At 41.3% G+C, this 22,545-nt stretch carries 19 protein-coding genes; 14 read left to right on the forward strand and 5 right to left on the reverse strand.

From position 1 onward, the window contains the following. The first annotated feature begins 1 nt into the window (after window position 1). The 3 genes from B1F84_RS13470 to B1F84_RS13480 are packed head-to-tail and all read left to right on the forward strand — an operon-like array spanning window position 2 to window position 3,253. Window positions 2–1,144 (forward strand): peptidoglycan DD-metalloendopeptidase family protein, encoded by a 1,143-nt coding sequence (locus B1F84_RS13470; protein WP_131691719.1) that lies wholly within the window; start codon window positions 2–4, stop codon window positions 1,142–1,144. Between the two features lie 33 nt (window positions 1,145–1,177). After that, a complete protein-coding gene (locus B1F84_RS13475; RefSeq protein WP_131691720.1) occupies window positions 1,178–2,443 on the forward strand; it encodes a S41 family peptidase in 1,266 nt (421 codons plus the stop codon). Window positions 2,444–2,500: 57 nt separating this feature from the next. Then, a complete protein-coding gene (locus B1F84_RS13480; protein ID WP_131691936.1) occupies window positions 2,501–3,253 on the forward strand; it encodes a divergent polysaccharide deacetylase family protein in 753 nt (250 codons plus the stop codon). 58 nt (window positions 3,254–3,311) lie between these two features. On the opposite strand, the gene B1F84_RS13485 is transcribed toward B1F84_RS13480, so the two are convergent. From B1F84_RS13485 to ftsY, 5 genes are all read right to left on the reverse strand, one after another. Further along, a complete protein-coding gene (locus B1F84_RS13485; protein ID WP_131691721.1) occupies window positions 3,312–5,183 on the reverse strand; it encodes a methyl-accepting chemotaxis protein in 1,872 nt (623 codons plus the stop codon). 330 nt (window positions 5,184–5,513) lie between these two features. Beyond that, window positions 5,514–6,377, reverse strand: coding sequence for an RNA polymerase sigma factor RpoH (rpoH, locus tag B1F84_RS13490; protein WP_008114893.1), 864 nt, complete (start codon window positions 6,375–6,377; stop codon window positions 5,514–5,516). Between the two features lie 242 nt (window positions 6,378–6,619). Beyond that, window positions 6,620–7,606, reverse strand: coding sequence for a permease-like cell division protein FtsX (ftsX, locus tag B1F84_RS13495; protein ID WP_131691722.1), 987 nt, complete (start codon window positions 7,604–7,606; stop codon window positions 6,620–6,622). Beyond that, window positions 7,603–8,280: a cell division ATP-binding protein FtsE gene (gene ftsE / locus B1F84_RS13500; RefSeq protein ID WP_131691723.1), complete on the reverse strand. Its 678-nt coding sequence runs from the start codon at window positions 8,278–8,280 to the stop codon at window positions 7,603–7,605. The genes ftsX and ftsE overlap by 4 nt, the downstream gene beginning before the upstream one ends. A gap of 93 nt (window positions 8,281–8,373) precedes the next feature. Then, window positions 8,374–10,317, reverse strand: coding sequence for a signal recognition particle-docking protein FtsY (ftsY, locus tag B1F84_RS13505; RefSeq protein ID WP_131691724.1), 1,944 nt, complete (start codon window positions 10,315–10,317; stop codon window positions 8,374–8,376). 205 nt (window positions 10,318–10,522) lie between these two features. On the opposite strand from ftsY, the gene rsmD reads away from it, so the two are divergent. The 11 genes from rsmD to purD all read left to right on the forward strand — a co-directional run bounded on the left by rsmD (window position 10,523) and on the right by purD (window position 22,504). Beyond that, a complete protein-coding gene (gene rsmD, locus B1F84_RS13510) occupies window positions 10,523–11,128 on the forward strand; it encodes a 16S rRNA (guanine(966)-N(2))-methyltransferase RsmD (RefSeq protein ID WP_131691725.1) in 606 nt (201 codons plus the stop codon). A 145-nt stretch (window positions 11,129–11,273) separates the two neighbouring features. Then, complete coding sequence (gene rpsU / locus B1F84_RS13515; protein ID WP_002957797.1) at window positions 11,274–11,489, forward strand: 30S ribosomal protein S21; 216 nt, start codon at window positions 11,274–11,276, stop codon at window positions 11,487–11,489. A 19-nt stretch (window positions 11,490–11,508) separates the two neighbouring features. Beyond that, a complete protein-coding gene (locus B1F84_RS13520) occupies window positions 11,509–11,955 on the forward strand; it encodes a GatB/YqeY domain-containing protein (protein ID WP_008114877.1) in 447 nt (148 codons plus the stop codon). Window positions 11,956–12,121: 166 nt separating this feature from the next. Beyond that, window positions 12,122–13,873: a DNA primase gene (gene dnaG / locus B1F84_RS13525; protein WP_076919385.1), complete on the forward strand. Its 1,752-nt coding sequence runs from the start codon at window positions 12,122–12,124 to the stop codon at window positions 13,871–13,873. A gap of 124 nt (window positions 13,874–13,997) precedes the next feature. Beyond that, window positions 13,998–15,842, forward strand: a complete 1,845-nt coding sequence (gene rpoD, locus B1F84_RS13530; protein ID WP_008114873.1) for an RNA polymerase sigma factor RpoD — start codon at window positions 13,998–14,000, stop codon at window positions 15,840–15,842. A 71-nt stretch (window positions 15,843–15,913) separates the two neighbouring features. Beyond that, complete coding sequence (prmA, locus tag B1F84_RS13535) at window positions 15,914–16,795, forward strand: 50S ribosomal protein L11 methyltransferase (protein WP_008466387.1); 882 nt, start codon at window positions 15,914–15,916, stop codon at window positions 16,793–16,795. Window positions 16,796–17,077: 282 nt separating this feature from the next. Next, window positions 17,078–18,049, forward strand: coding sequence for a tRNA dihydrouridine synthase DusB (gene dusB, locus B1F84_RS13540; RefSeq protein ID WP_171034673.1), 972 nt, complete (start codon window positions 17,078–17,080; stop codon window positions 18,047–18,049). Between the two features lie 19 nt (window positions 18,050–18,068). Then, window positions 18,069–18,359: a DNA-binding transcriptional regulator Fis gene (gene fis / locus B1F84_RS13545; RefSeq protein ID WP_002957804.1), complete on the forward strand. Its 291-nt coding sequence runs from the start codon at window positions 18,069–18,071 to the stop codon at window positions 18,357–18,359. 332 nt (window positions 18,360–18,691) lie between these two features. Next, the gene (gene purH, locus B1F84_RS13550) at window positions 18,692–20,278 is read left to right on the forward strand and encodes a bifunctional phosphoribosylaminoimidazolecarboxamide formyltransferase/IMP cyclohydrolase (RefSeq protein WP_131691726.1); all 1,587 of its coding nucleotides are present in this window, start codon (window positions 18,692–18,694) and stop codon (window positions 20,276–20,278) included. Window positions 20,279–20,387: 109 nt separating this feature from the next. Then, window positions 20,388–21,206 carry a class I SAM-dependent methyltransferase gene (locus B1F84_RS13555; RefSeq protein ID WP_076919387.1) on the forward strand — a complete coding sequence of 273 codons (819 nt, stop codon included), beginning with the start codon at window positions 20,388–20,390 and terminating at the stop codon, window positions 21,204–21,206. A 14-nt stretch (window positions 21,207–21,220) separates the two neighbouring features. Then, entirely contained in the window at window positions 21,221–22,504 is a 1,284-nt protein-coding gene (purD, locus tag B1F84_RS13560) for a phosphoribosylamine--glycine ligase (protein WP_131691727.1), read from the forward strand. Window positions 22,505–22,545 lie beyond the last annotated feature (41 nt).

Below are 22,545 nucleotides of genomic sequence, written 5' to 3' on the forward strand. Positions count from 1 at the left end.
TATGAATAAAAGCGCATGCCGCATTATTGCGTGTATATGTGTACTAAATTCATTAGCCACTGGCGTTGCCGTGGCTAATGAAGATCGTACCAAAAAAGACTTATCACAGGTACAAGTCGCTTTAGAGCAAAGCCAAGCTGAATTTCAACAACAACAAAAAGAAATCGCTAAGCAACAGCAAAAACTGAAAAACCACGAACTCGCCATCGCTAAAAATGCTAAAGCACTTAATATGGCTGAGCAATCAGTTAAAACAGCACAACAACTGCAAACAGAACAACAACAAAAAGCGGCACGGCTTGAAAAACAACAGACACAGTTTCAGCGTATTTTAGCAGCTCAATTAAAAAGTGCTTACATGGCTGGCGGCGATGACTATTCAAAAATGCTGCTTAACCAAGAAGATACCGCCAAATTTGAACGAACACTTAGCTACTATAACTACTTAAATAAAGCCCGTATAAAACAACTCGATGAACTTAAAGCACTACAACTAGAAATTGCGAAAAACCAAGCTGAACTTGCGAAAACAAAAGAGAGACTGGTTGCTTTATTTGAGGAGCAAAAAAGACGACAAGCAGCGCTTCTTGGGGCTAAAAATGAACGTCAAGCAAGCTTAAAAAATCTAAAACAGCAATTAAATAAAACCAAAAATTCCATTAGCTATTTAGAAGAAAACGAGCAAACTCTGATTGCTACCATTAAAGAGCTTGAAGAAGAAGAAAAAACCACAAAAATTGAGCTACTTGGCTTAAATCGCAATAAGGGTAAATTAAACTGGCCGAGCAAAGGAAAATTAGCGCACCAGTTTGGCCAACGTAAACACGGGGGCATTAATTGGAAAGGCGTGTTAATTTCTGCATCTGAAGGGACTGCGGTAAACAGTATCGATAATGGCCAAGTAGTATTTGCCGATTGGTTAAAAGGCTATGGCTGGGTAATCGTACTTGACCACGGCCAAGGTTTTATGAGCTTATACGGACACGCACAAACCTTGCTAAAAGACGTGGGTGATATGGTCAGAGAAGGTGAAAGTGTTGCATTAGTTGGGCAAAGCGGTGGACAAGCTGATTCTGGTCTATACTTTGAAATACGTCATAAAGGGCGTGCTGTTAATCCCATAAAATGGTGCAGGCGTATTTAATATCAAAATAGCTGCATCCTATTAGAGGCAGTTATGATAAACAGACACATTTGCCAAAAAAAAGTATCGCAAACAAAACCAATGTTTTGGTTTTGTTTGCAGTTGTTTTTTTTATTCGTGTTTTTTAGCTTTATAAATACAGGCTATGCAAGCTCGGTTAAAGATTTAGAAAGCCAAAAAATAAATGAAATACTGTTTAATATCCACACCTACTACGTTGATGATTTAGCACTGCAAAATAGTGAATATATTGAATACAATACGTCTCAATTTGAACGCTTATATTCTAAGCTCGACGCTTACTCTAAGTATTTAGATAAAAATGAGTTAAATGCATTATTTGATAATACTAATGGCCGCTATACCGGCTTAGGTATAGAAGTAAAAAGCATTGAACAGCGCACCACAATTGTTAAAGTAATTAATAATTCACCAGCAAAACAAGCTGGCCTTCGCCCAGGCGATATAATTACCGCCGTTAATCAGCGCCATGTAGAAAATAGCCCCATTGATATCGTCGCGCAGCAAATTAAAGATAGTGCTAACGGTAAAGTACGGCTAAGTATTACCCGTAATAATAATCAAACACCGCTAATATTTAATCTTAGTAGAAAACAAATTAAGCTCGCCAGTGTTACCAAGCAACTACTTGATGCGGGTAGTGGCTATATTGCTATTAATAACTTTTCTAATCACACCTTGCATGAGGTTGCCTTACAAATAGCTGCCATGCAAAACCATTACGGCCATTCTTTAAAAGGCCTGATTATTGATTTACGAGACAACCCTGGGGGCACCTTAAAAAGTGCAGTTGCAGTAGCAGATCTGTTTCTTCAAGATGGCTTAATCGTGACCACCAAAGGACGTTTTTATGATTCGAATCAATCCTTTTACGCTAAACGTGGCGATATTTTAAAAGGTGCACCGATTGTTGTGCTCATTAATGAAAACTCAGCCTCAGCAGCAGAAATACTGGCTGCAGCGTTAAAAGAAAACCTACGTGCAAAAATAGTAGGCAGTCAGTCGTTTGGTAAAGGAACAGTGCAATCACTCATTCCATTAGGCGATGGTGATACCGCTTTGAAACTAACAACAGCTCGCTACTTTACGCCATTGGGAGAGTCTATTGAAGGGATTGGCGTAACCCCAAATGTGGCGATTAATCAAACAACGCTTCCACAAACAAATAAAGCCGTTATAATAAAAAATGAACAATCAGAACAAAACACCGCTTTTAACGCTGAAGAATTAGCCGATATCCAGTTAGTAAAAGCAAAGCAGCTACTTAGCATGCAGTAAAAGTGGTAAATTATTTTAAGATAATAAAAATTATAAAACGTGAAAATTATAAATTTAATGGTGTTAGCTGGGCTTTTTTTAGCCTTATTTGCAACATCGAGTGCTGTTAAAGCCAAACAAATAGCCATAGTGATCGATGACATAGGTTATCATCAACGTGACCTAGAATTCCTGAGTTTACCTGGGCAATTGTCTTATTCAATTTTGCCTCATACTCCCTACTCTCAAATATTTGCAACCCTTGCTAGTCAGTCAAATAAAGAACTCCTGTTGCATGTGCCTATGCAAGCTTTAAATGGTAAAAAGCTGGGCCCTGGGGCGCTCACTTTAAATATGGACAAAGCCCAACTCCAACAAACACTCGGTAATGCGCTGGCTAGTTTGCCACAAGTTAAAGGGGTTAATAACCATATGGGCTCTGCGCTCACTCAGCAAAGCCAAGCAATGAAATGGACTATGGAAGTACTTAAAAAGCGTCAGTTGTATTTTCTTGATAGCCGAACAACCGACTTAAGCCAAGCACAGAATGCAGCTAACTTTTTAGGGGTAGAGAATATTGGTCGGCATGTATTTTTAGATAATATAACGACCCCTGAGCAGCTACAATTTAGGCTAGAAGAACTAAAATCAAAAGCAACTAAGTATCAGTTTGCCATTGCAATAGCGCACCCCTATCCCGAAACCATCGATTTTTTACGCCACGCTTTGCCGCAATTAACCGAGCAAGGATTTGAATTGGTGCCAGTATCACAACTGGTAGAACGTAAGTATGTGCAAATAGCCCAACAACAAGCCATTTCATTAAACTGATGGAGCAAGGTAACGCCTTACCCCAACAGTTGATTTAACTCAATTATAAGTATGCTACTTATAAAATAAACGTCGCTACTTTGGCATTTAAATCTGTAGCTCTGTCTTTTAAGACTTCTGCTTGGCTTAAATGCGCAGTAGCTGAGGTCGTTATTTCATCGGTTACATCTTTAATGGCGACCGTATTTCTAGTAATTTCATTGGTCACTTGCGTTTGCTCTTCTGCAGCTACGGCTATTTGACCCGCCATATCAGAAATTTCATTTACCGCCAAAGTAATTTCTTCTAATGCTTGCGCCGCAGCATTTACATCATCAACACTATTATTGGCATAACCCTTACTGCTGTCCATCAAGCTCACGGCTTTTTTAGTAGTGTTTTGTAAAGTTTCTATGGTGGTATAAATTTCGGCTGTAGAGTTTTGTGTTCTTCTTGATAGCACACGAACCTCATCAGCTACCACAGCAAAACCACGCCCTTGTTCACCGGCGCGTGCAGCCTCTATAGCGGCATTAAGTGCTAAGAGATTAGTTTGCTCAGCAATTTCTTGAATAGTGGTCAAAATGCTCGAAATAGCCTGAGCATGCAAGCTTAGCTCACCAATCACGGTGGTAGTTTGGTCTATTTCGCCCGCCAGTGAATTAATCGTGTTTCTGGTTTTATCAACTAACAGCTTACCTTCACGACTACTTTGCGCCGACTGCTGCGATGCGGTCGCAGTATTTTCAGCATTAGCAGCAATTTCATGGGTTGCACTCGCCATTTCTGTTACTGCAGTGGCAACCATGGCTACTTCTTGTTGCTGTCGCTGCAATTCACTGACACTGCTTTGGTTGGTGATTAAGCTTTTCTCTGCATCAAAATCCAAATCCGTTGCTAGCTGACGAATATGGCTAATTAGCTCATGCTGGCTGCTTACAAAGCGATTAAAACTATCAGCCAGTACCCCAACCTCGTCTTGCGTATCAACACTAATACGCTGGGTTAAATCACCGTTACCATCTGCAATTGTTGATAATGCTTGTGATACTCGGCTTAACGGCGCAAGCAACACACCCAATAACCATGAAATAGCAAACACGCTTAATAAAAGTGCCACACCAACTAACACGAGTTGAGTTACTAATAAACTGATTAGCGGTGCCTCTAAGGTTTGCTTATCCAGTACAAATAATAGCTGCCAATCAGTATTGTTAATATTCTCACCCCAAACAAGCTTCTCTCGGCCTTCATCTTTAAAATAAATAGGCGTAAATTCACTGTTTTGGCTGTTAGATAAAATTAATTGGTGATTAATTTTCGAGTCAATATGCGTAATATCTGCCATTACTTTTTTAGTGTCTTTATAAGCAATCACAGTGCCATCTTTATGCATCATGATTGCGTATCCATCTGCAGGCAAAGACATTGTATTGACGCTATCGACTAAGGTCTCAATCGATAAATCACCCGCTACCACGCCGCTTTGCGTGGTTTTAGCAATAGAAACAACCAACTGATTAAACGCGGTATCTAAATAAGGTTTAGTAATTACGGTACCACTTGTAAGTTGTGCTTGTTTATACCATGGTCTTGAGCGCGGGTCGTAGCCGCTTCGGTCAATATTAGGATCAGAATCAGTCATTTTACCCTGATTATCACCAAAGTATGTCAACTCAAAATCACCCGACAACTTTGCTTGTTGCAGTGCGTTTAACGTATTGCCCTCAACTTTGCTAGCTACTGATTCTACAATTCGCTGTCGATCGACTAACCAACTTTCAATGCGTACTGCCTGCTGTTTACCCGATTGACTGACGTTATCAATACTGCTTTTTAACAGTAACGCTTTTTGAGAGGTGTAGCTATTCCACGATAGCAAAATAATGATGACAGCTAGGGCAAGAACCACCGATAGCAAGATCTTTTTCTTTAGTGAATAAGAGTTCATAGTGAGTGCAAATACTCGTGTTAATAAAATTAGAAAGTGATTTTAAATACAGCGATTGAATGGCTGAATTTAGACTATTGTTGAAGCTGATTTAAGCTCACACGCGAGGCATCTTCACATACAAGCTAAAAAAAACAAATAGAAATCATTAATTTAGTTAAAAACCAAACTTATTCACTAATTTCAATGAGACTCTTTTTAATTAAAAGATATTAAGATGTAACAACAGGTAAGCAAAAAAGTTGCAAGCCTGCTTTTTATTAACTTTTCTTTAAAGCATAAAAAAGCCCCGCATTTTCATGCAGGGCTTTGTCAGTTTTTTAAGTACGATTAACTCATCGCGCTTTGTAATTTTTTCATTGCTGTTTTTTCTAGCTGGCGAACACGCTCAGCTGATACGCTGTACTTTTCAGCCAGCTCTTGCAGTGTTGCTTTATCGTCTGACAGCCAACGTGCACTAACGATATCTTGAGAGCGCTCATCGAGTGTTTTCAAGGCGCTAAATAAACGCGTATGCGACTGTTCTTGCCATTGCTGTTGTTCAATGTCGTCAGCTAAATCAGCAGAACCATCGGTTAAGTATTGCACCGGTGAGTAAGTGCTGGTTGGCGCGTCATCATTATCGTCGCCAGTTAAATCAAAGCCCATGTCTTGGCCGCTCATACGCGACTCCATTTCACGCACTTCTTTTTCACTCACACCTAGCTCACTCGCTACTGTGCTCACTTCAGCTTGGTTAAACCAACCTAAACGCTTTTTATTTTTACGTAAATTAAAAAACAATTTACGCTGTGCTTTGGTCGTCGCTACTTTAACGATACGCCAGTTTTTAAGCACAAATTCATGGATTTCAGCTTTGATCCAATGAACCGCAAATGAAACCAAACGTACACCCACTGATGGGTCAAAACGTTTTACTGCTTTCATTAGTCCGATGTTACCTTCTTGAATCAAATCAGCTTGTGGTAACCCGTAACCCGAGTAGCTTTTAGCTATGTGCGCTACAAAGCGCAAATGCGACATAATGAGTTGCTTTGCAGCACTAAGATCGCCTTCTTCCTGAAGTCTTTTTGCAAGTTCCTGCTCTTGCTCAACTTTAAGCATAGGAATAGTACTAACAGCTTGAAGGTAGCCATCCATACTTGCGCTTTGTTGCCCAACTGTAAGTGCCATTGCGTATAAATCTTTACTCATTTTTCACCTCGGTGATAAACATTTGAAACCATCTTAGCACTCTTTTAGTAAGAGTGCTAACTTGAATTTAAAACTTTTTTGAATCATAAATCAAGTGGTTTTTTTAGTGTTAAGCCAGTCTACGCTAGGCGACTGAATAACCTATGAATTGATTTAGCCAAAGCAAAGATTAACCTTTTTACTTTGGCTTTTTTATAATTTTAAACTTAAAACATGACAGTTTTAAGAATTATATTAGGGCCCTAAACCTTATCAGGTTCTATTTCTGAGATGTAACGATTAACCGATAAGTAAGAACCAATAAAACCTAAACTAGTAGCAAGTAATACCAACGCGCCAAACTCATTAAGACTAAGCCCTATTAGCGTAAAACTGGTTTGATACACCCCTGCAACACTGCTTACTGCAGCCGATAGCCACCACATCATTAATGCTACACAAATAAAGGCAAACAATCCGCCAATCACGCCATACCAAATGCCGGTCCATAAAAATGGAGCGTGTATAAAGGTATTGGTTGCCCCCACTAGCTTCATTACCTGTATTTCTTCTTTTTTATCCATAATAGATAAACGAATTGTGTTGCCTATAATAAGCGTCACTGAGGTAAGTAATAGTAGCGCAATAGTGATTACACTCTCTTTTAACAAACTTAGTAATGCATTTAGGCGCTCAAGCCAAGCAATATCAAGCTTACCAAAGTCAACTTCGCGCTCGGCTTCGAGTTTTTTAAGCAATAGCTTAGCCGCATTAGGTTGGCTATGTCGCTGTGTTGGTGTAACTAAAACCACATTCGGTAATGGGTTGCTATCTAAATATTCTAAAGCCTGACCAAACCCAGACATTTCTTTGAATTCATCCAAAGCCTCAGTGCGAGAAATAAAAGTCACACTTTGTATTTCTGGATATAGCGCTAAACGTTTAACTAAAGTTTGTGTTTCTTGCTCGCTCATATTTTCTTTTACAAACAAGGATATTTCGCTGGCTTGCTCAAAACCACTACTCACTTGCTGCACATTTTTAACCACTAAATATAGTGTAGCGGGCAAGGTTAAACTCAAACCGAGTACTGCAATGGTCATCATTGAAGCCAATGGCGTGCGCCACATTTCTCCTAGGCTGTACACACCTTGGCGAAAAATATTAATAATGAAAAAGTAACCACCAGAGAATACTGATTTTTTTTGTTTATCATTACTATTTTGACGGCTTTTAAATAGTAAACTCATAATATCCCCTCAGCCAATGGATCTTGGCTCATGCGCCCATCATGAAGCGTTAAGCTACGGTACTTCATTCGCGACACCAAGCCTAAATCATGGGTGGCAATTAAAACCGTGGTGCCATGTCTATTAAAGTCTTCAAACAGGCGTAATATTTCCATTGATAATTCAGGGTCTAAGTTACCGGTAGGTTCATCGGCTAGCAATATAGGTGGAGAATTGACGATGGCTCGTGCAATCCCTACTCGTTGTTGCTCACCGCCAGAAAGTGTTGAGGGGTGACAGCGAACTTTATCTAACAAGCCCACTTTATCGAGCGCGCCATGTACACGTTTGGCAACCTGCTTGTGGTGAGTCCCTTCAATAATTAAGGGCAAAGCAACGTTATCAAATACCGTATATCGCTCTAATAACCGATGATTTTGAAAAATAATACCAATATCACGACGTGCATAAGGAATTTGACGCGAATTTAATTTATTTAAATCCACGCCATTGATAAACACATTGCCCGCAGAAGGGCGTTCCATCAAGCTTATAAGCTTTAACAGTGTACTTTTACCGGCACCACTGTGGCCTGTTAAAAAGGCCAATTCACCAGGCTTTATATGAAAGTTCACTTTTTCAAGCGCGCGGTGCCCACCGGTATAGGTTTTACTTACTTGCTGAAAATTTATCATTTTTTATTATTGCCAATTTATTGTGAGCCTTAGGCTTAAAAATAAAATGGTATTCCTCGCAATTAAAAAGGGAGCAGGCTCCCTTTTGGTAAATTAAGCGTCGTCCTCATCTTGACTAAATAGCGCGTCAATAAAGTCATCGCTCTTGAAGGTACGTAAATCATCAATACTTTCACCTACGCCAATGTAACGAATAGGAATATTAAACTTATCGGCAACGGCAAAAATAACTCCGCCTTTAGCAGTACCATCGAGTTTTGATAGTGTGATACCCGTTAAACCTACGCATTGATTAAATAAGTTTACTTGGCTAATTGCATTTTGGCCGGTACCAGCATCAATAGTCAGCATCACCTCATGCGGTGCATCAGGGTCTACTTTTTTCATAACACGGGCTATTTTTTCAAGCTCTTGCATTAAGTTATCTTTATTTTGCAAGCGCCCTGCTGTATCAGCAATTAACACATCGACATTACGTGCTTTTGCAGCTTGAAAAGCATCAAATACTACCGATGCACTATCAGCACCCGTATGTTGAGCTATTACCGGAATGCTGTTGCGTTCACCCCATACTTGAAGCTGCTCTACCGCTGCAGCTCTAAAGGTATCACCTGCAGCAAGCATGACCGACTTACCTTGGTTTTGAAATTGTTTGGCCATTTTACCAATGGTGGTGGTTTTACCTACGCCGTTTACACCTACCATAAGGATAACAAAAGGTTTTTTCTCTGCTGGTATTTCTAAAGGCTGCTCTGCTGTTTTGAGCATAGTTGCCATTTCTTGTTTCATAAGCTCATAAAGGGCATCACCATCTTTAAGTTGCTTGCGATCAGCAGCATCAGTCAAGTTATCAATGAGCTTCATGGTGGTATCAACCCCAAGATCAGCTGTAAGTAACTGAGTTTCTAGCTCTTCAAATAACTCGTCATCAATTTTTTTACCGCTAAAAATAGACGAAAAACCAGAGCCAATATTAACGCGAGTTTTAAGTAAACCTTTTTTAAGACGAGAGAAAAAGCCTTCTTTTTTAGGCTGTTCAACTTTTTTTGCATCTTCCTCTGCAAGCTCTGCAGTCAGTCGCTGTTGCTCTAAGCGTTCAGCCTCTTCTTCAGCCGCAATGCGTTCTTGCTCTAAACGCTCATTCTCAGCTTGTTCTGCTGCAATGCGCTGTTGCTCTAAACGTTCATTCTCAGCTTGTTCTGCTGCAATGCGTTGTTGCTCTAAGCGTTCATTCTCAGCCTGCTCTGCTGCAATGCGTTGTTGCTCTAAGCGTTCATTCTCTGCCTGTTCAGCCGCAATGCGTTGTTGCTCTAAACGCTCAATTTCAGCTTGCTCTGCTGCAATGCGTTGTTGCTCTAAGCGTTCATTCTCTGCCTGTTCAGCCGCAATGCGTTGTTGCTCTAAACGCTCAATTTCAGCTTGCTCTGCTGCAATGCGTTGTTGCTCTAAACGCTCATTTTCAGCTTGCTCTGCTGCAATACGCTGTTGTTCTAAACGCTCATTCTCAGCTTGCTCTGCTGCAATGCGTTGTTGCTCTAAACGCTCATTTTCAGCTTGTTCCGCCGCGATACGCTCTTGCTCTAACTGCATTTGCGCTTGTTGTTTAGCTAAGCGTTTAGCTTGCTCTTGTCTTTGTTGCTCTGCATCTGCCTGTTGTTTGGCTAATAGCTCAGCGTTAGCCTGTTCAATCGCTTGTTTTTCTGCAGCCGCTGCGCGTTGTGCTTGCGCCTGTTTTTCTTGCTCTAAACGTTCCGCCTCTGCTTTTTCAGCAGCTATTTGTTGTTCGGCTTTTTCAGCTTGCTCTTGCGCTAAACGTTCTGCTTCAGCTTGTTCAGCTGCAATTCGGGCTTGTTCTAAACGTTCGGCTTCAGCTTCAGCTTGCAAACGCTCAGCCTCGGCTTTCTCTGCTGCTAAGCGCTCCTGTTCGGCTTTTTCTGCCTGCTCGTTTGCTAATGCTTGTTGTTTATCAGCTTCCGCTTGTTTTTTATCTGACTTGCCAAAACCGAGCCACGACATGAATTTACTTTTTTTTGCCATACTTGCTAATAACCACTTATAAAAATCTGATAAACTAACGATAATGATAACGTGCTTTTAAGCCTAAATAATTGCTTTTTAGCAACACGTTATCCTCGAGGGTGCATAATAGTAACACTTTTAGCGCAGTTGAAAAATGACACGCCATGATATGATTGCAATATTATCTGAGCTAGATCATAGATACCAATTTTTAGTGAGTTAAATGAGAAAAAAAACCACACAAAATAACACCAGCCATAAATCAGCCGATGGCGTTATTAGAATCATTAGCGGCCAATTTCGCGGTCGTAAACTGTCAGTAAAAGATGTCCAAGGCCTGCGCCCCACAACCGACAGAATAAAAGAAACAGTATTTAATTGGTTAATGCACGATACCCGCGATGCGCGCACTCTCGATTGCTTTGCCGGTTCCGGTGGTTTAGGATTCGAAGCGCTATCTCGCTTTGCTAAAAACACCACGTTTATAGAACTTGATGCGTTAGCAGCAAAACAACTCATGCAAAATATTGCCACGCTGAATGCGCAAAATGCACAGGTACTCAATACTAATACCTTGACCTTTCTTGAGAGTAAAAACACCAGTGAGGCATTTAATTTAGTTTTTATTGACCCGCCATTTCGTAAAAATTTGGCTCAATCATGCTGTGATTTATTAGAAAATAATCAATGGCTCGAGTCAGACGCTCTGATATACGTTGAGGTAGAAACAGAATTAACTTCGTTTAAAGCACCTAGTAACTGGTTGTTAATAAAAGAGAAAAAAGCTGGTCAAGTTTTTTGTAGGCTGTACCAACGCCATATAAATTAACACTGTTTTAGCGGTCGGGTTTCTGTTAATATTATCCTTTACATGTGGTGTTGCTTCGGATTACAATACCGCACCATTTTTGAACCACTTGATCAATGTTTGATCAACTTGAGCAACGCTCATAATTTAGGTAGGTGAATTTTTAATGCCAGTAATTAAAGTAAGAGAGAACGAACCGTTTGACGTAGCACTTCGTCGCTTCAAGCGTTCATGTGAAAAAGCAGGTATCCTTTCAGAAGTTCGTCGTCGCGAGCACTATGAAAAACCAACAGCTGAGCGTAAGCGTAAAAAAGCAGCTGCTGTAAAACGTCACATGAAAAAACTTTCTCGTGATAACGCTCGTCGCGTTAAATTATACTAATATATTAGGTCTTGTATAAATGAGCCTTTTAATAACGCTAAAAGATGCGCAAAAAGATGCGATGAGAGCCAAAGACAAACAACGTCTTAACCCTATTCGTATGGTACTTGCTGCAATCAAGCAACGTGAAATTGACGAGCAAATAACACTAGACGACGCAGGTATTACCTCCGTTATAGTGAAGCTTGTTAAACAACGTCGCGACTCTTACACTCAGTACAAAGATGCTGGGCGTGATGATTTAGCTGAAATTGAAGCCAATGAAATTACAGCACTTGAAGCTTTTTTACCTCAACAACTGAGTGAAGAAGAAATCATTGCTCTCATTGACGCGGCTATTGCTGATACTAACGCAGCAGGTATGCAAGACATGGGTAAAGTAATGGGTATAATCAAAAGCAAAGCCGAAGGTCGTGCCGATATGGGCAAAATCTCAGGTTTAATTAAGCAACGATTAACTGCCTAATACTCCCACATACATTAAGTATGATTGAAGTAAACCGAGCCTTGAGCTCGGTTTCTTCGTTTAGAGATTTAGTACTTCAAAAAATTATGCATTTATGTTCAAATCTTTGCGTATAATAATTCGTTTTCATCACTTTTCTATTTATCTTAGGGCTGTACTTTAACCAATGGCTGGAAAGATCCCACGCAACTTTATCGATGATTTATTGGCACGAACCGATATTGTCGACCTGATTGACTCAAAGGTAGGGTTGAAAAAAGCGGGCAAAGACTATCAAGCTTGCTGTCCTTTTCACAATGAAAAATCGCCTTCATTTACCGTATCGCAAGATAAACAGTTTTATCATTGCTTTGGCTGTGGCGCTAACGGCAACGCTATTTCTTTTGTTATGGAGTATGACAAACTCGAGTTTGTTGATGCAATTGAAGAACTAGCCAGTTTACTTAACCTTGATGTTCCTCGCGAGCAAGGAAGCAGTAATGGACCAGAACGCACAGCGGCACAAAAACGTTCAGACTACGATTTAATGCTCCATGCAGCACGCTTTTATCAGCATCAGCTAAAACATCACAGTAACTCTGAAGCGGTAATCGATTACGTTAAAGGTCGCGGCTTAAGTGGCGCAACAGTTAAAAAGTTTATGATGGGTTATGCGCCCAGCGAATGGGAAGGTCTGTGCCAACAACTAGGGCGAAACCAAGAACAAAAAGAGCAATTAGTTGAGCTAAAACTCGCATCAGAGAAAACCCCAGGTAAACAGTTCGACTTTTTCCGTGATCGCTTAATGTTCCCTATTCGTGATAAACGCGGCCGCGTTATCGCTTTTGGTGGGAGAGTAATGCAAGCGGATCAAGGGCCTAAATATTTAAACTCTCCGGAGACGCGCATATTTCATAAGGGCTTTGAACTCTATGGGCTTTATGAAGCTAAACAAGCGCACAAAAAGCTTGACCATGTACTGATTGTAGAAGGTTACATGGACGTAGTCGCGCTGGCAGAACAAGGTATTGAATATGCCGTAGCAGCCCTTGGCACAGCGACAACTAGCGAGCATATGCACACTTTATTTAGAACCACTGACAAAGTTATTTGTTGCTACGATGGTGACCGTGCAGGTAAAGATGCTGCGTGGCGTGCACTGGAAAATGCACTTCCTTACTTAAACGATGGTAAAGCACTGCATTTTGTATTTTTACCCGATGGTGAAGACCCTGATTCACTTGTACAACAAGAAGGTAAAGAGGCTTTTGAGCAGCGCCTTGAAAACGCCGATGACTTCACTAAAGTGCTGTTTAATAAACTAAGTAAAGAGATTGATTTAACGCTTGATTCCGGTAAAGCTAAGCTACTTAGTGCAGCATTGCCATTAATTGAAAAGATCCCAAGTGAGTTCTATCAAGAAAATATCCTAGAGCAGTTAGGCCGATTAATTGGTCGCACCCGTGAGCAACTTAATAATCACTTAAAAACGCCAAAACAACAGCAAGCAATTGAACGCAAATTTAAAATTACCCCCATGCGCCAAGCGATAGGTATTTTAATTCAGCATCCTAATTTGGCGAAAAGCGTGCCCTACTTGCCTGATTTAGCACAAATGAATATAGCGGGTATTGGCTTATTATTGCGCCTGCAACATCAAGCATTACAAAAAGACGGCATTACCACTGCACAAATTCTCGAATCATTTAGAGATACTGATGACTATGAGCCACTAACTAAGTTAGCGACATGGCAACATCAAATAAATGAAGAGCGTTTAGAGACTGTTTTTCAAAATACTTTTAAATTTATTGAAGATCAGTGTTTAAATTATCGACTAGAGACCCTATTAATAAAAGACAAGACACAGGGCTTAAATAGCGATGAACGACTAGAATGTCATTTGCTAATGACAGCGTTAAAAACGACTAACGGCTAGTCAGATTTGATTTAGGCTGTTATACTGTGCTATTCACTGCGTCACATTATTCTGGTTAGCCTTTGAGCAAACTCCATGATGGCGCCTGTTGTATCAACTTATCAGAGTGGAAGAAACAATCTCTATGGATCCAACTCCTCAGTCACAATTAAAACTTCTGATTCAAAAAGGTAAAGAGCAAGGTTACTTAACTTTTGCAGAAGTTAATGATCACCTTCCACAAGATATTATCGACTCAGATCAAGTAGAAGATATCATTAGCATGATTAATGACATGGGTATCAAGGTTAGCGAAAACGCGCCTGATGCTGATGAATTAATGATGCAAGAAACCACGACAGACGAAGACGCAGCGGAAGCTGCCGCTGCAGCCCTTGCTACTGTAGAAAAAGAAATTGGCCGTACAACTGACCCTGTTCGCATGTACATGCGTGAAATGGGTACTGTTGAGCTTCTTACCCGTGAAGGCGAAATCGTTATCGCTAAACGTATTGAAGAAGGCATTAACCAAGTACAAATTTCGGTTGCTGAATACCCAGAAGCGATCACTTACCTACTTGAACAGTGGGATAAGTTTGAAGCAGAAGAGATGCGTCTTAGCGACATTATCTCTGGCTTTTTCGATCCTGATGCAGACGAAGCACCACCGATTGCTGCCACTAACATTGGTTCTGAATTAAGCGAAAAACAGCTTGATGACAGCGACGATGATGACGATGACAGCGATGATGAAGACGAAGAAGAAGTAGATACAGGGCCAGATCCTGAAGAAGCGCGCATCCATTTCGAAAACTTACGTGATTTATACACTAAAGCACGTGAAACATTCGATAAAAAAGGTCGCTCTCACCCAGAATCTCAAGCCGCTATTTTAGAAATCGGTGAGTTGTTCAGAACCTTCAAACTTGTGCCTAAACAATTTGATCGCATGGTTAATAACATGCGTGAAATGATGGACCGAGTTCGCGTTCAAGAACGTCTTATCATGAAGCATGCAGTACAAGTTTCAAAGCTTCCAAAGAAAACCTTTGTTAAGCATTTTGCAAACAACGAAACTGACACAGCATGGCTTGATATTGAAATTGCAGCCAACGAAAAGCATTCAGCTAAACTTGAAGAAGTGAAGCCTGAAATACTTCGTTGTATTAGCAAACTTACTTCAATGGAAGAAAGCACTGGCTTAAGCATTGAACGTATTAAAGACATAAACCGTCGCATGAGTATTGGTGAAGCGAAAGCGCGCCGTGCTAAAAAAGAGATGGTAGAAGCAAACTTACGTCTTGTAATTTCAATTGCGAAAAAATACACCAACCGTGGCTTACAGTTCTTGGATTTAATTCAAGAAGGTAACATTGGTCTGATGAAAGCGGTTGATAAATTTGAATACCGTCGTGGTTATAAGTTCTCTACTTATGCTACGTGGTGGATCCGCCAAGCAATTACGCGCTCTATTGCTGACCAAGCAAGAACGATCCGTATTCCAGTACATATGATTGAAACGATCAATAAATTGAACCGTATTTCACGTCAAATGTTACAAGAAATGGGTCGTGAGCCAAATCCAGAAGAATTAGCTGAACGCATGATGATGCCTGAGGATAAAATCCGTAAGGTACTTAAGATTGCAAAAGAGCCAATTTCAATGGAAACACCGATTGGTGATGATGAAGATTCGCACTTAGGCGACTTCATCGAAGATACGACTATTGATTCGCCTATCGATTCGGCAACAATGGAGTCTCTTCGTGGCGCAACTAACGATGTGCTAGCTGGCTTAACAGCCCGTGAAGCGAAAGTATTACGTATGCGTTTTGGTATTGATATGAATACCGACCACACGTTAGAAGAAGTAGGTAAGCAATTTGACGTAACACGTGAGCGTATTCGTCAAATCGAAGCGAAGGCACTGCGTAAGTTACGTCACCCTTCTCGCTCTGATTTACTGAAAAGCTTTTTAGACGCTAAGTAATCTAGCGTTACATTATGAGTTAACTTAAAAGGCCGCTGTAGCGGCCTTTTTTCTATTTCAAGGAAATAAAAATGGCCTGGATCCAAATCCGTATCAATGCCAATGCTGCAACTGCTGATGCAGTAAGTGACCTATTAATGGAAGCTGGTAGTGCTTCAGTCACCTTTATTGATGCAAAAGACACCCCTATTTATGAGCCTAAAATTGGCACTGTCGTTTTTTGGGCTGACACCACAGTAATTGGCCTGTTCGAAGCTAATCATGATATGAACGCCGTGGTTGCGCTATTAAAGCGCCATGATGAACTAAAAGACAATTTAGTTTACAAAATTGAGCAACTCGAAGACAAAGATTGGGAACGTGAATGGATGGATAATTTCCACCCCATTCAATTTGGCGAAAAACTCTGGATTTGCCCTAGCTGGCGCGATATTCCAGACCCTGACGCAGTCAATGTACTGCTTGATCCAGGCCTTGCATTTGGAACTGGCACACACGCCACCACCGCGCTGTGTTTAAAGTGGCTTGAAAGCCAAGACTTAACTGGTAAGACGGTAGTCGATTTTGGCTGTGGCTCAGGCATATTAGGCATTGCAGCAATTAAATTAGGTGCTGAGCGCATGATTGGGATAGATATAGACCCACAAGCCCTAGAAGCAAGCCTAGATAACGCTAATCGTAATGGCGTTGCTGACAAGCTTGAAGTTTACCTTCCAGAAAACCAGCCTGAGTTTACTGCTGACATTGTAGTGGCAAATATTTTAGCGCAACCACTGCGTGAGCTTCATAGTGTTATTTTAGGATTATTAAAGCCAGGCGGTAAAATTGCCATGTCTGGCATTTTAGAAGAACAAGCACAATCGGTTGCTGACATATACGCGCCCTTTATTGAACTCGATGAAATTGCCATTGAAGGTGATTGGACCCGAGTCAGTGGCACTAAAAAAGCGTAATAGTGCGTTTTTAAAAAATTTAGAGTATTAACTCAAAAGTCGTATCTAGAGCCTGTATTTAACAGGCTTTACTATTTTTTTACATAATAAAAAATAAAGATTTTTTATTATAAAAACAACGACCGTTCAAAATTCAAACAAATAAACCGCTTCGTCATACGGTTATCAAATGTCAATACGAAAAGAGCAAAAAAAAGTCACTTTTGTTCAATTTATAGCCTTTGATTTTTGCGCAAAAAGCCGTAAACTTAGCGCCCCTTGAAAAGAGGCCTATTGAATATCGTGCGTATCGGTTCATACCAACTTGAGAATAATGTCATTGTCGCGCCTATGGCGGGCATAACAGACAGACCATTTAGACAGCTATGTCGTCGTTTAGGCGCTGGCCTTGCTGTATCTGAAATGCTGTCGTCGAATCCGAAGGTTTGGAAAACCGAAAAGTCGATGAACCGAATGGATCATTCTGGTGAGTCGGGTATACGTGCGGTGCAAATTGCAGGAGCAGACCCTGAGCTTATGGCACAGGCCGCACAATTCAATGTTGCAAACGGTGCACAGATCATAGATATCAATATGGGGTGCCCAGCAAAAAAAGTGAACAAGAAACTTGCAGGCTCAGCCTTATTACAGTTTCCAGAACTCGTGGAAGAGATTATTGATGCCGTCGTTAATGCGGTTGATATACCTGTGACACTTAAAATCCGTACTGGATGGGATCAGGACAACCGTAATGGTGTAGAGATTGCAAGAATAGCTGAACGTTATGGCATTGCATCACTGGCTGTACATGGGCGCACGCGCGCATGTATGTATAAAGGTGATGCTGAGTACGCCACTATTAGGGATATAAAACGTTCAGTGTCGATACCTGTGGTTGCTAATGGTGATATTACATCACCAGAAAAAGCAAAACAGGTTTTGGACTATACGGGTGCAGATGCCATTATGATTGGTCGAGCCGCCCAAGGTCGCCCTTGGATATTTAGGGAGATAGACCACTATTTGCGAACTGGTGAACATATGCAGCCACCTGCTATAGCAGAGGTGCGCAGTATTTTAATGGAGCATTTAACTAACCTCCATATGTTTTACGGTGAGCCAATGGGAGCACGAATCGCTCGCAAACATGTATCTTGGTATTTGCAAACCCATGACAGTGACGGTCAGTTTAGGCGAGTATTTAATGCGCTCGACAATTCAGAGGCACAGGTCGTCGCATTAGAGCAATACTTTAAAACACTAGCAGCTAACTAAGAAAGAAAGAGACTTTATAATGTTCGAACAAAACGTGACTTCTCCATTTATCACTAACCCTCATGTTCAGTCACACGAGAAACCGCAGCCATTGCGTGATGCAGTAAAAAAAGCTGTTCACCACTACTTAAAGCAGCTTAACGGTCAAGATGTGCAAGACGTTTACGACCTTGTTCTTTCTGAGCTAGAAGCGCCATTGCTTGAAGAAGTAATGACTTACACACGTGGTAACCAAACTCGTGCGGCAATTTTACTAGGTATCAACCGTGGTACTTTACGTAAAAAGCTTAAAAAATACGGTATGAACTGATACCAGCTATATTGAAACCGTAATCATTCTAACGAGCTAAATAAGCCCCTAACTGCGTTAAAAATTTTTTATGTAGAATAACTACACAGCAAAATTTTTGCCTTGTTATTGACTTATTTATCTGTCGTTATAATTGCTTACTAATCCAATACAACTGGTATAAAGTATTTTGAGTAGAAAGCACCTTAGGGTGCTTTTTTTATATGCAAAATTTATTAACGAAATTGCAAAATGCTCACGCTTTATGGGTCGTTATAAGTCGTTTTTTGAGTCGGAATCAGTTAAAATACGCGCTTCTAAGCTAGCTCATTAACTGAGGAAATCAAACTACAATGGATACACATCGTCCTATACGTCGCGCACTTTTGAGTGTGTCAGACAAAACCGGTATTGTTGAATTTGCCCGTGCACTAGAAGCACAAGGTGTTGAAATACTTTCAACTGGCGGCACATGTAAACTACTTGCTGATAATGCTATTAAAGTGACTGAAGTATCAGATCACACCGGTCACCCTGAGATCATGGATGGTCGCGTAAAAACCCTTCACCCAAAAATTCATGGCGGTATCCTTGCTCGTCGTGGCCAAGATGAAGACGTAATGGCAGATAACAACATTGCTGCTATCGACATCGTTGTAGTTAACTTATACCCCTTTGCGAACACTGTCGCTCAAGAAAACTGCAGCCTTGAAGATGCTATTGAAAACATCGATATTGGTGGCCCAACTATGGTGCGTGCAGCAGCTAAAAATCACAAAGATGTGACGATTGTTGTTAACGCAAGCGACTACGACCGTGTTATCAGCGAAATGCAAAATAATAACGGCTCAACCACCTACAAAACCCGCTTTGATTTAGCTATTGCCGCCTATGAGCACACAGCGCAATACGACGGTATGATTGCTAACTACTTCGGTAAAATGGTGCCTGATTACACAGAAGAAGCCGCTGAAGATACTAAGTTCCCACGTACTATTAATATGCAATTCACTAAAAAGCAAGATATGCGTTACGGTGAAAATTCGCATCAAGATGCCGCGTTTTATGTTGAAAACGACATCACTGAAGCGTCTGTGGCGACAGCGACTCAGCTACAAGGTAAAGCATTATCGTTTAACAATATTGCCGATACCGATGCCGCACTTGAGTGTGTTAAAGAATTTGATGTACCTGCGTGTGTTATTGTAAAACATGCTAATCCATGTGGTGTTTCAATTGGCGACAATATCTTAGAAGCGTACGATCGCGCTTTTAAAACAGATCCAACGTCAGCGTTTGGCGGCATCATTGCTTTTAACCAAGAGCTTGATGCCAACACCGCACAAGCGATTGTTGAACGTCAATTTGTTGAAGTTATTATCGCACCAAGTGTAAGTGCAGAAGCGGCTGAAATAGTCTCGGCTAAGCAAAATGTTCGCTTATTAGAGTGTGGTGAGTTTTCAGCTAAAGGCACAGGCCATGATATTAAACGCGTTAATGGCGGTGTTCTAATTCAAGACCGTGATTTAGGTATGGTAACGCAAGGCGACTTAACGGTCGTGTCTAAGCGCCAGCCTTCTGAGCAAGAACTTAAAGATTTATTATTTTGCTGGAAAGTCGCTAAATTTGTAAAATCAAACGCCATTGTTTATGCCCGCGACGGTATGACTATTGGTGTAGGCGCAGGCCAAATGAGCCGCGTTTACTCAGCTAAAATCGCCGGTATTAAAGCCGCCGATGAAAACCTTGAAGTAAAAGGTTCGGTAATGGCATCAGATGCATTTTTCCCATTCCGTGATGGTATTGATGCTGCAGCCGCTGCAGGCATTACCGCGGTTATTCAACCGGGTGGTTCAATGCGCGATGAAGAAGTAATTGCCGCCGCTGATGAAGCCGGTATGGCAATGGTGTTTACGGGTATGCGCCATTTCCGCCATTAATCGCTTAAAGAGCTAACTACTTCAGTTAGCTCTTTTTGTTTGCATCAAATTCACGTATTCTGCTTATTCTATAACCATGACTAACAATTATAATGTGAAGGATTAGACGATGAAATTTGCACTAAAATCTCTACTGGTTGCCACGCTGTCATTAAGCTCAACAATGGCATTGGCACACAACCACGGCCACGAATCAGCATTAACAAATGCAGTTAAAGCAAGCGAGCGCAGCAGTGAGCGCGATCAATACCGCAATCCTGTAGAAACTCTGGAGTTTTTTGGCTTTAAACCAACAATGACTGTAGTAGAAATTGCGCCTGGCGGTGGTTGGTATAGTGAAATTTTAGCGCCAGCACTAAAAGAGCGAGGCACTTATTATGCCGCGCATTTTCCTGCTGATTCATCGGTAGGTTACTACCAACGCTCTCTTGCTGGTTTTAAAGCTAAAATCGCTGAAGATGCCCGCTTTAGTAACGTTAAACTCACTGAGTTTGCTCCTTCTACTCATTTAGATATTGCCCCTGCAAATAGCGCCGATATGGTACTTACTTTTCGCAATGTCCATAACTGGTTCATGAGTAAAGACAAAGACGCAGCAAGCAATGCATTTAAGTCTTTTTATACAGCACTTAAACCCGGCGGCACTTTAGGTGTAGTTGAACATCGCCTTCCTGAAGAACAAGCCGATGAAATGCAAAAGTCATCAGGTTATATGAAGCAAAGTGTGGTTATTGCACTTGCTGAACAAGCAGGTTTTGAACTTGAAGCAAAAAGCGATATTAATGCAAACCCTCTTGATACAGCCGATCACCCTAAAGGGGTATGGACCCTTCCACCGAGCCTTAGACTTGGCGAGCAAGATGCCGCTAAATATAAAGCCATAGGTGAAAGCGACCGTATGACGCTGAAATTTAAAAAACCGCTTTAAATAGGATATTCGCCATGAATGTATTAGTCATTGGCAGCGGCGGCCGCGAACACGCACTTGCGTTTAAGGCCGCTCAAAATACAAAAGTAAACACTGTTTATGTTGCACCAGGTAATGCCGGCACAGCCCTTGAGCCAAAACTTGAGAACGTAGCAATTAACGTTGAAGACCTTGATGGGCTACTTAGCTTTGCACAACAAAATAACGTTGAGCTAACCATTGTTGGTCCAGAAGTGCCACTAGTATTAGGGGTTGTTGATAAGTTTCGTGAACACGGCTTAGCCATTTTTGGCCCAACAGCCGGTGCAGCGCAGCTTGAAGGGTCTAAATCGTTCACTAAAGACTTTTTAGCACGTCATGCTATTCCAACGGCTGATTACCAAACGTTTGAACAAATCGACCCCGCGCTTGCCTACTTAAAAGAGAAAGGCGCACCGATTGTTATAAAAGCTGATGGTTTAGCGGCCGGTAAAGGCGTTATTGTCGCAATGACACATCAGGAAGCTGAAGACGCTATTCGCGATATGCTTGCGGGTAATGCCTTTGGTGAAGCTGGCAGCCGTGTTGTCATCGAAGAGTTTTTAGAAGGTGAAGAAGCGTCGTTTATTGTAATGGTTGATGGTAAAAACGTACTGCCGTTTGCAACCAGCCAAGACCATAAACGCGCTTACAATGGCGATGCAGGCCCTAATACTGGCGGCATGGGTGCATACTCACCAGCGCCTGTAGTCACCGATGAAATTCATCAACGCATTATGAATGAAGTGATTTACCCAACGGTAGAAGGTATGGCTAATGAAGGCCATCCGTACACTGGCTTTTTGTATGCAGGCTTAATGATAGATGACACCGGCACACCAAAAGTGATTGAATATAACTGTCGTTTTGGCGACCCTGAAACACAACCTATGATGCTTCGCTTACAATCAGATTTAGTTGAACTAATTGAAGCTGCCAACCGTGTAGAACTTGATAAAACCACCATTGAGTTTGATTCACGTGCTGCTGTAGGTGTTGTTTTAGCTGCCAAAGGTTACCCAGATAACTACCCGAAAGGCGATGCAATAAGTGGCCTAAAAGTAACCTACCCTGAAGGCGAAAAAGTCTTCCATGCAGGGACTAAGCAAGACGGCAATAATGTAGTAACTGCCGGTGGTAGAGTATTATGTGCAACGGCACTGGGTAATACCGTTACACAAGCGCAGCAGCGCGCTTACAAACTGATTGATGAAATCAGCTGGGATGGCATGGAATACCGTACAGATATAGCCTATCGTGCAATTGCTCGTGAACAATAATTATTGAGTTTTACTCATTAAACTTTATAAGCGCAGATTAT

The sequence above is a fragment of the Pseudoalteromonas sp. DL-6 genome (assembly GCF_004328665.1).
Classification (GTDB): Bacteria; Pseudomonadota; Gammaproteobacteria; order Enterobacterales; family Alteromonadaceae; genus Pseudoalteromonas.

Excerpts from the sequence above, each read along its gene's own strand:
- B1F84_RS13470 (WP_131691719.1), top strand. The coding sequence starts at position 2 with ATGAATAAAAGCGCATGCCGCATTATTGCGTGTATATGTGTACTAAAT.
- B1F84_RS13475 (WP_131691720.1), top strand. The coding sequence starts at position 1,178 with ATGATAAACAGACACATTTGCCAAAAAAAAGTATCGCAAACAAAACCA.
- B1F84_RS13480 (WP_131691936.1), top strand. The coding sequence starts at position 2,501 with ATGGTGTTAGCTGGGCTTTTTTTAGCCTTATTTGCAACATCGAGTGCT.
- B1F84_RS13485 (WP_131691721.1), bottom strand. The coding sequence starts at position 5,183 with ATGAACTCTTATTCACTAAAGAAAAAGATCTTGCTATCGGTGGTTCTT.
- rpoH (WP_008114893.1), bottom strand. The coding sequence starts at position 6,377 with ATGAGTAAAGATTTATACGCAATGGCACTTACAGTTGGGCAACAAAGC.
- ftsX (WP_131691722.1), bottom strand. The coding sequence starts at position 7,606 with ATGAGTTTACTATTTAAAAGCCGTCAAAATAGTAATGATAAACAAAAA.
- ftsE (WP_131691723.1), bottom strand. The coding sequence starts at position 8,280 with ATGATAAATTTTCAGCAAGTAAGTAAAACCTATACCGGTGGGCACCGC.
- ftsY (WP_131691724.1), bottom strand. The coding sequence starts at position 10,317 with ATGGCAAAAAAAAGTAAATTCATGTCGTGGCTCGGTTTTGGCAAGTCA.
- rsmD (WP_131691725.1), top strand. The coding sequence starts at position 10,523 with ATGAGAAAAAAAACCACACAAAATAACACCAGCCATAAATCAGCCGAT.
- rpsU (WP_002957797.1), top strand. The coding sequence starts at position 11,274 with ATGCCAGTAATTAAAGTAAGAGAGAACGAACCGTTTGACGTAGCACTT.
- B1F84_RS13520 (WP_008114877.1), top strand. The coding sequence starts at position 11,509 with ATGAGCCTTTTAATAACGCTAAAAGATGCGCAAAAAGATGCGATGAGA.
- dnaG (WP_076919385.1), top strand. The coding sequence starts at position 12,122 with ATGGCTGGAAAGATCCCACGCAACTTTATCGATGATTTATTGGCACGA.
- rpoD (WP_008114873.1), top strand. The coding sequence starts at position 13,998 with ATGGATCCAACTCCTCAGTCACAATTAAAACTTCTGATTCAAAAAGGT.
- prmA (WP_008466387.1), top strand. The coding sequence starts at position 15,914 with ATGGCCTGGATCCAAATCCGTATCAATGCCAATGCTGCAACTGCTGAT.
- fis (WP_002957804.1), top strand. The coding sequence starts at position 18,069 with ATGTTCGAACAAAACGTGACTTCTCCATTTATCACTAACCCTCATGTT.
- purH (WP_131691726.1), top strand. The coding sequence starts at position 18,692 with ATGGATACACATCGTCCTATACGTCGCGCACTTTTGAGTGTGTCAGAC.
- B1F84_RS13555 (WP_076919387.1), top strand. The coding sequence starts at position 20,388 with ATGAAATTTGCACTAAAATCTCTACTGGTTGCCACGCTGTCATTAAGC.
- purD (WP_131691727.1), top strand. The coding sequence starts at position 21,221 with ATGAATGTATTAGTCATTGGCAGCGGCGGCCGCGAACACGCACTTGCG.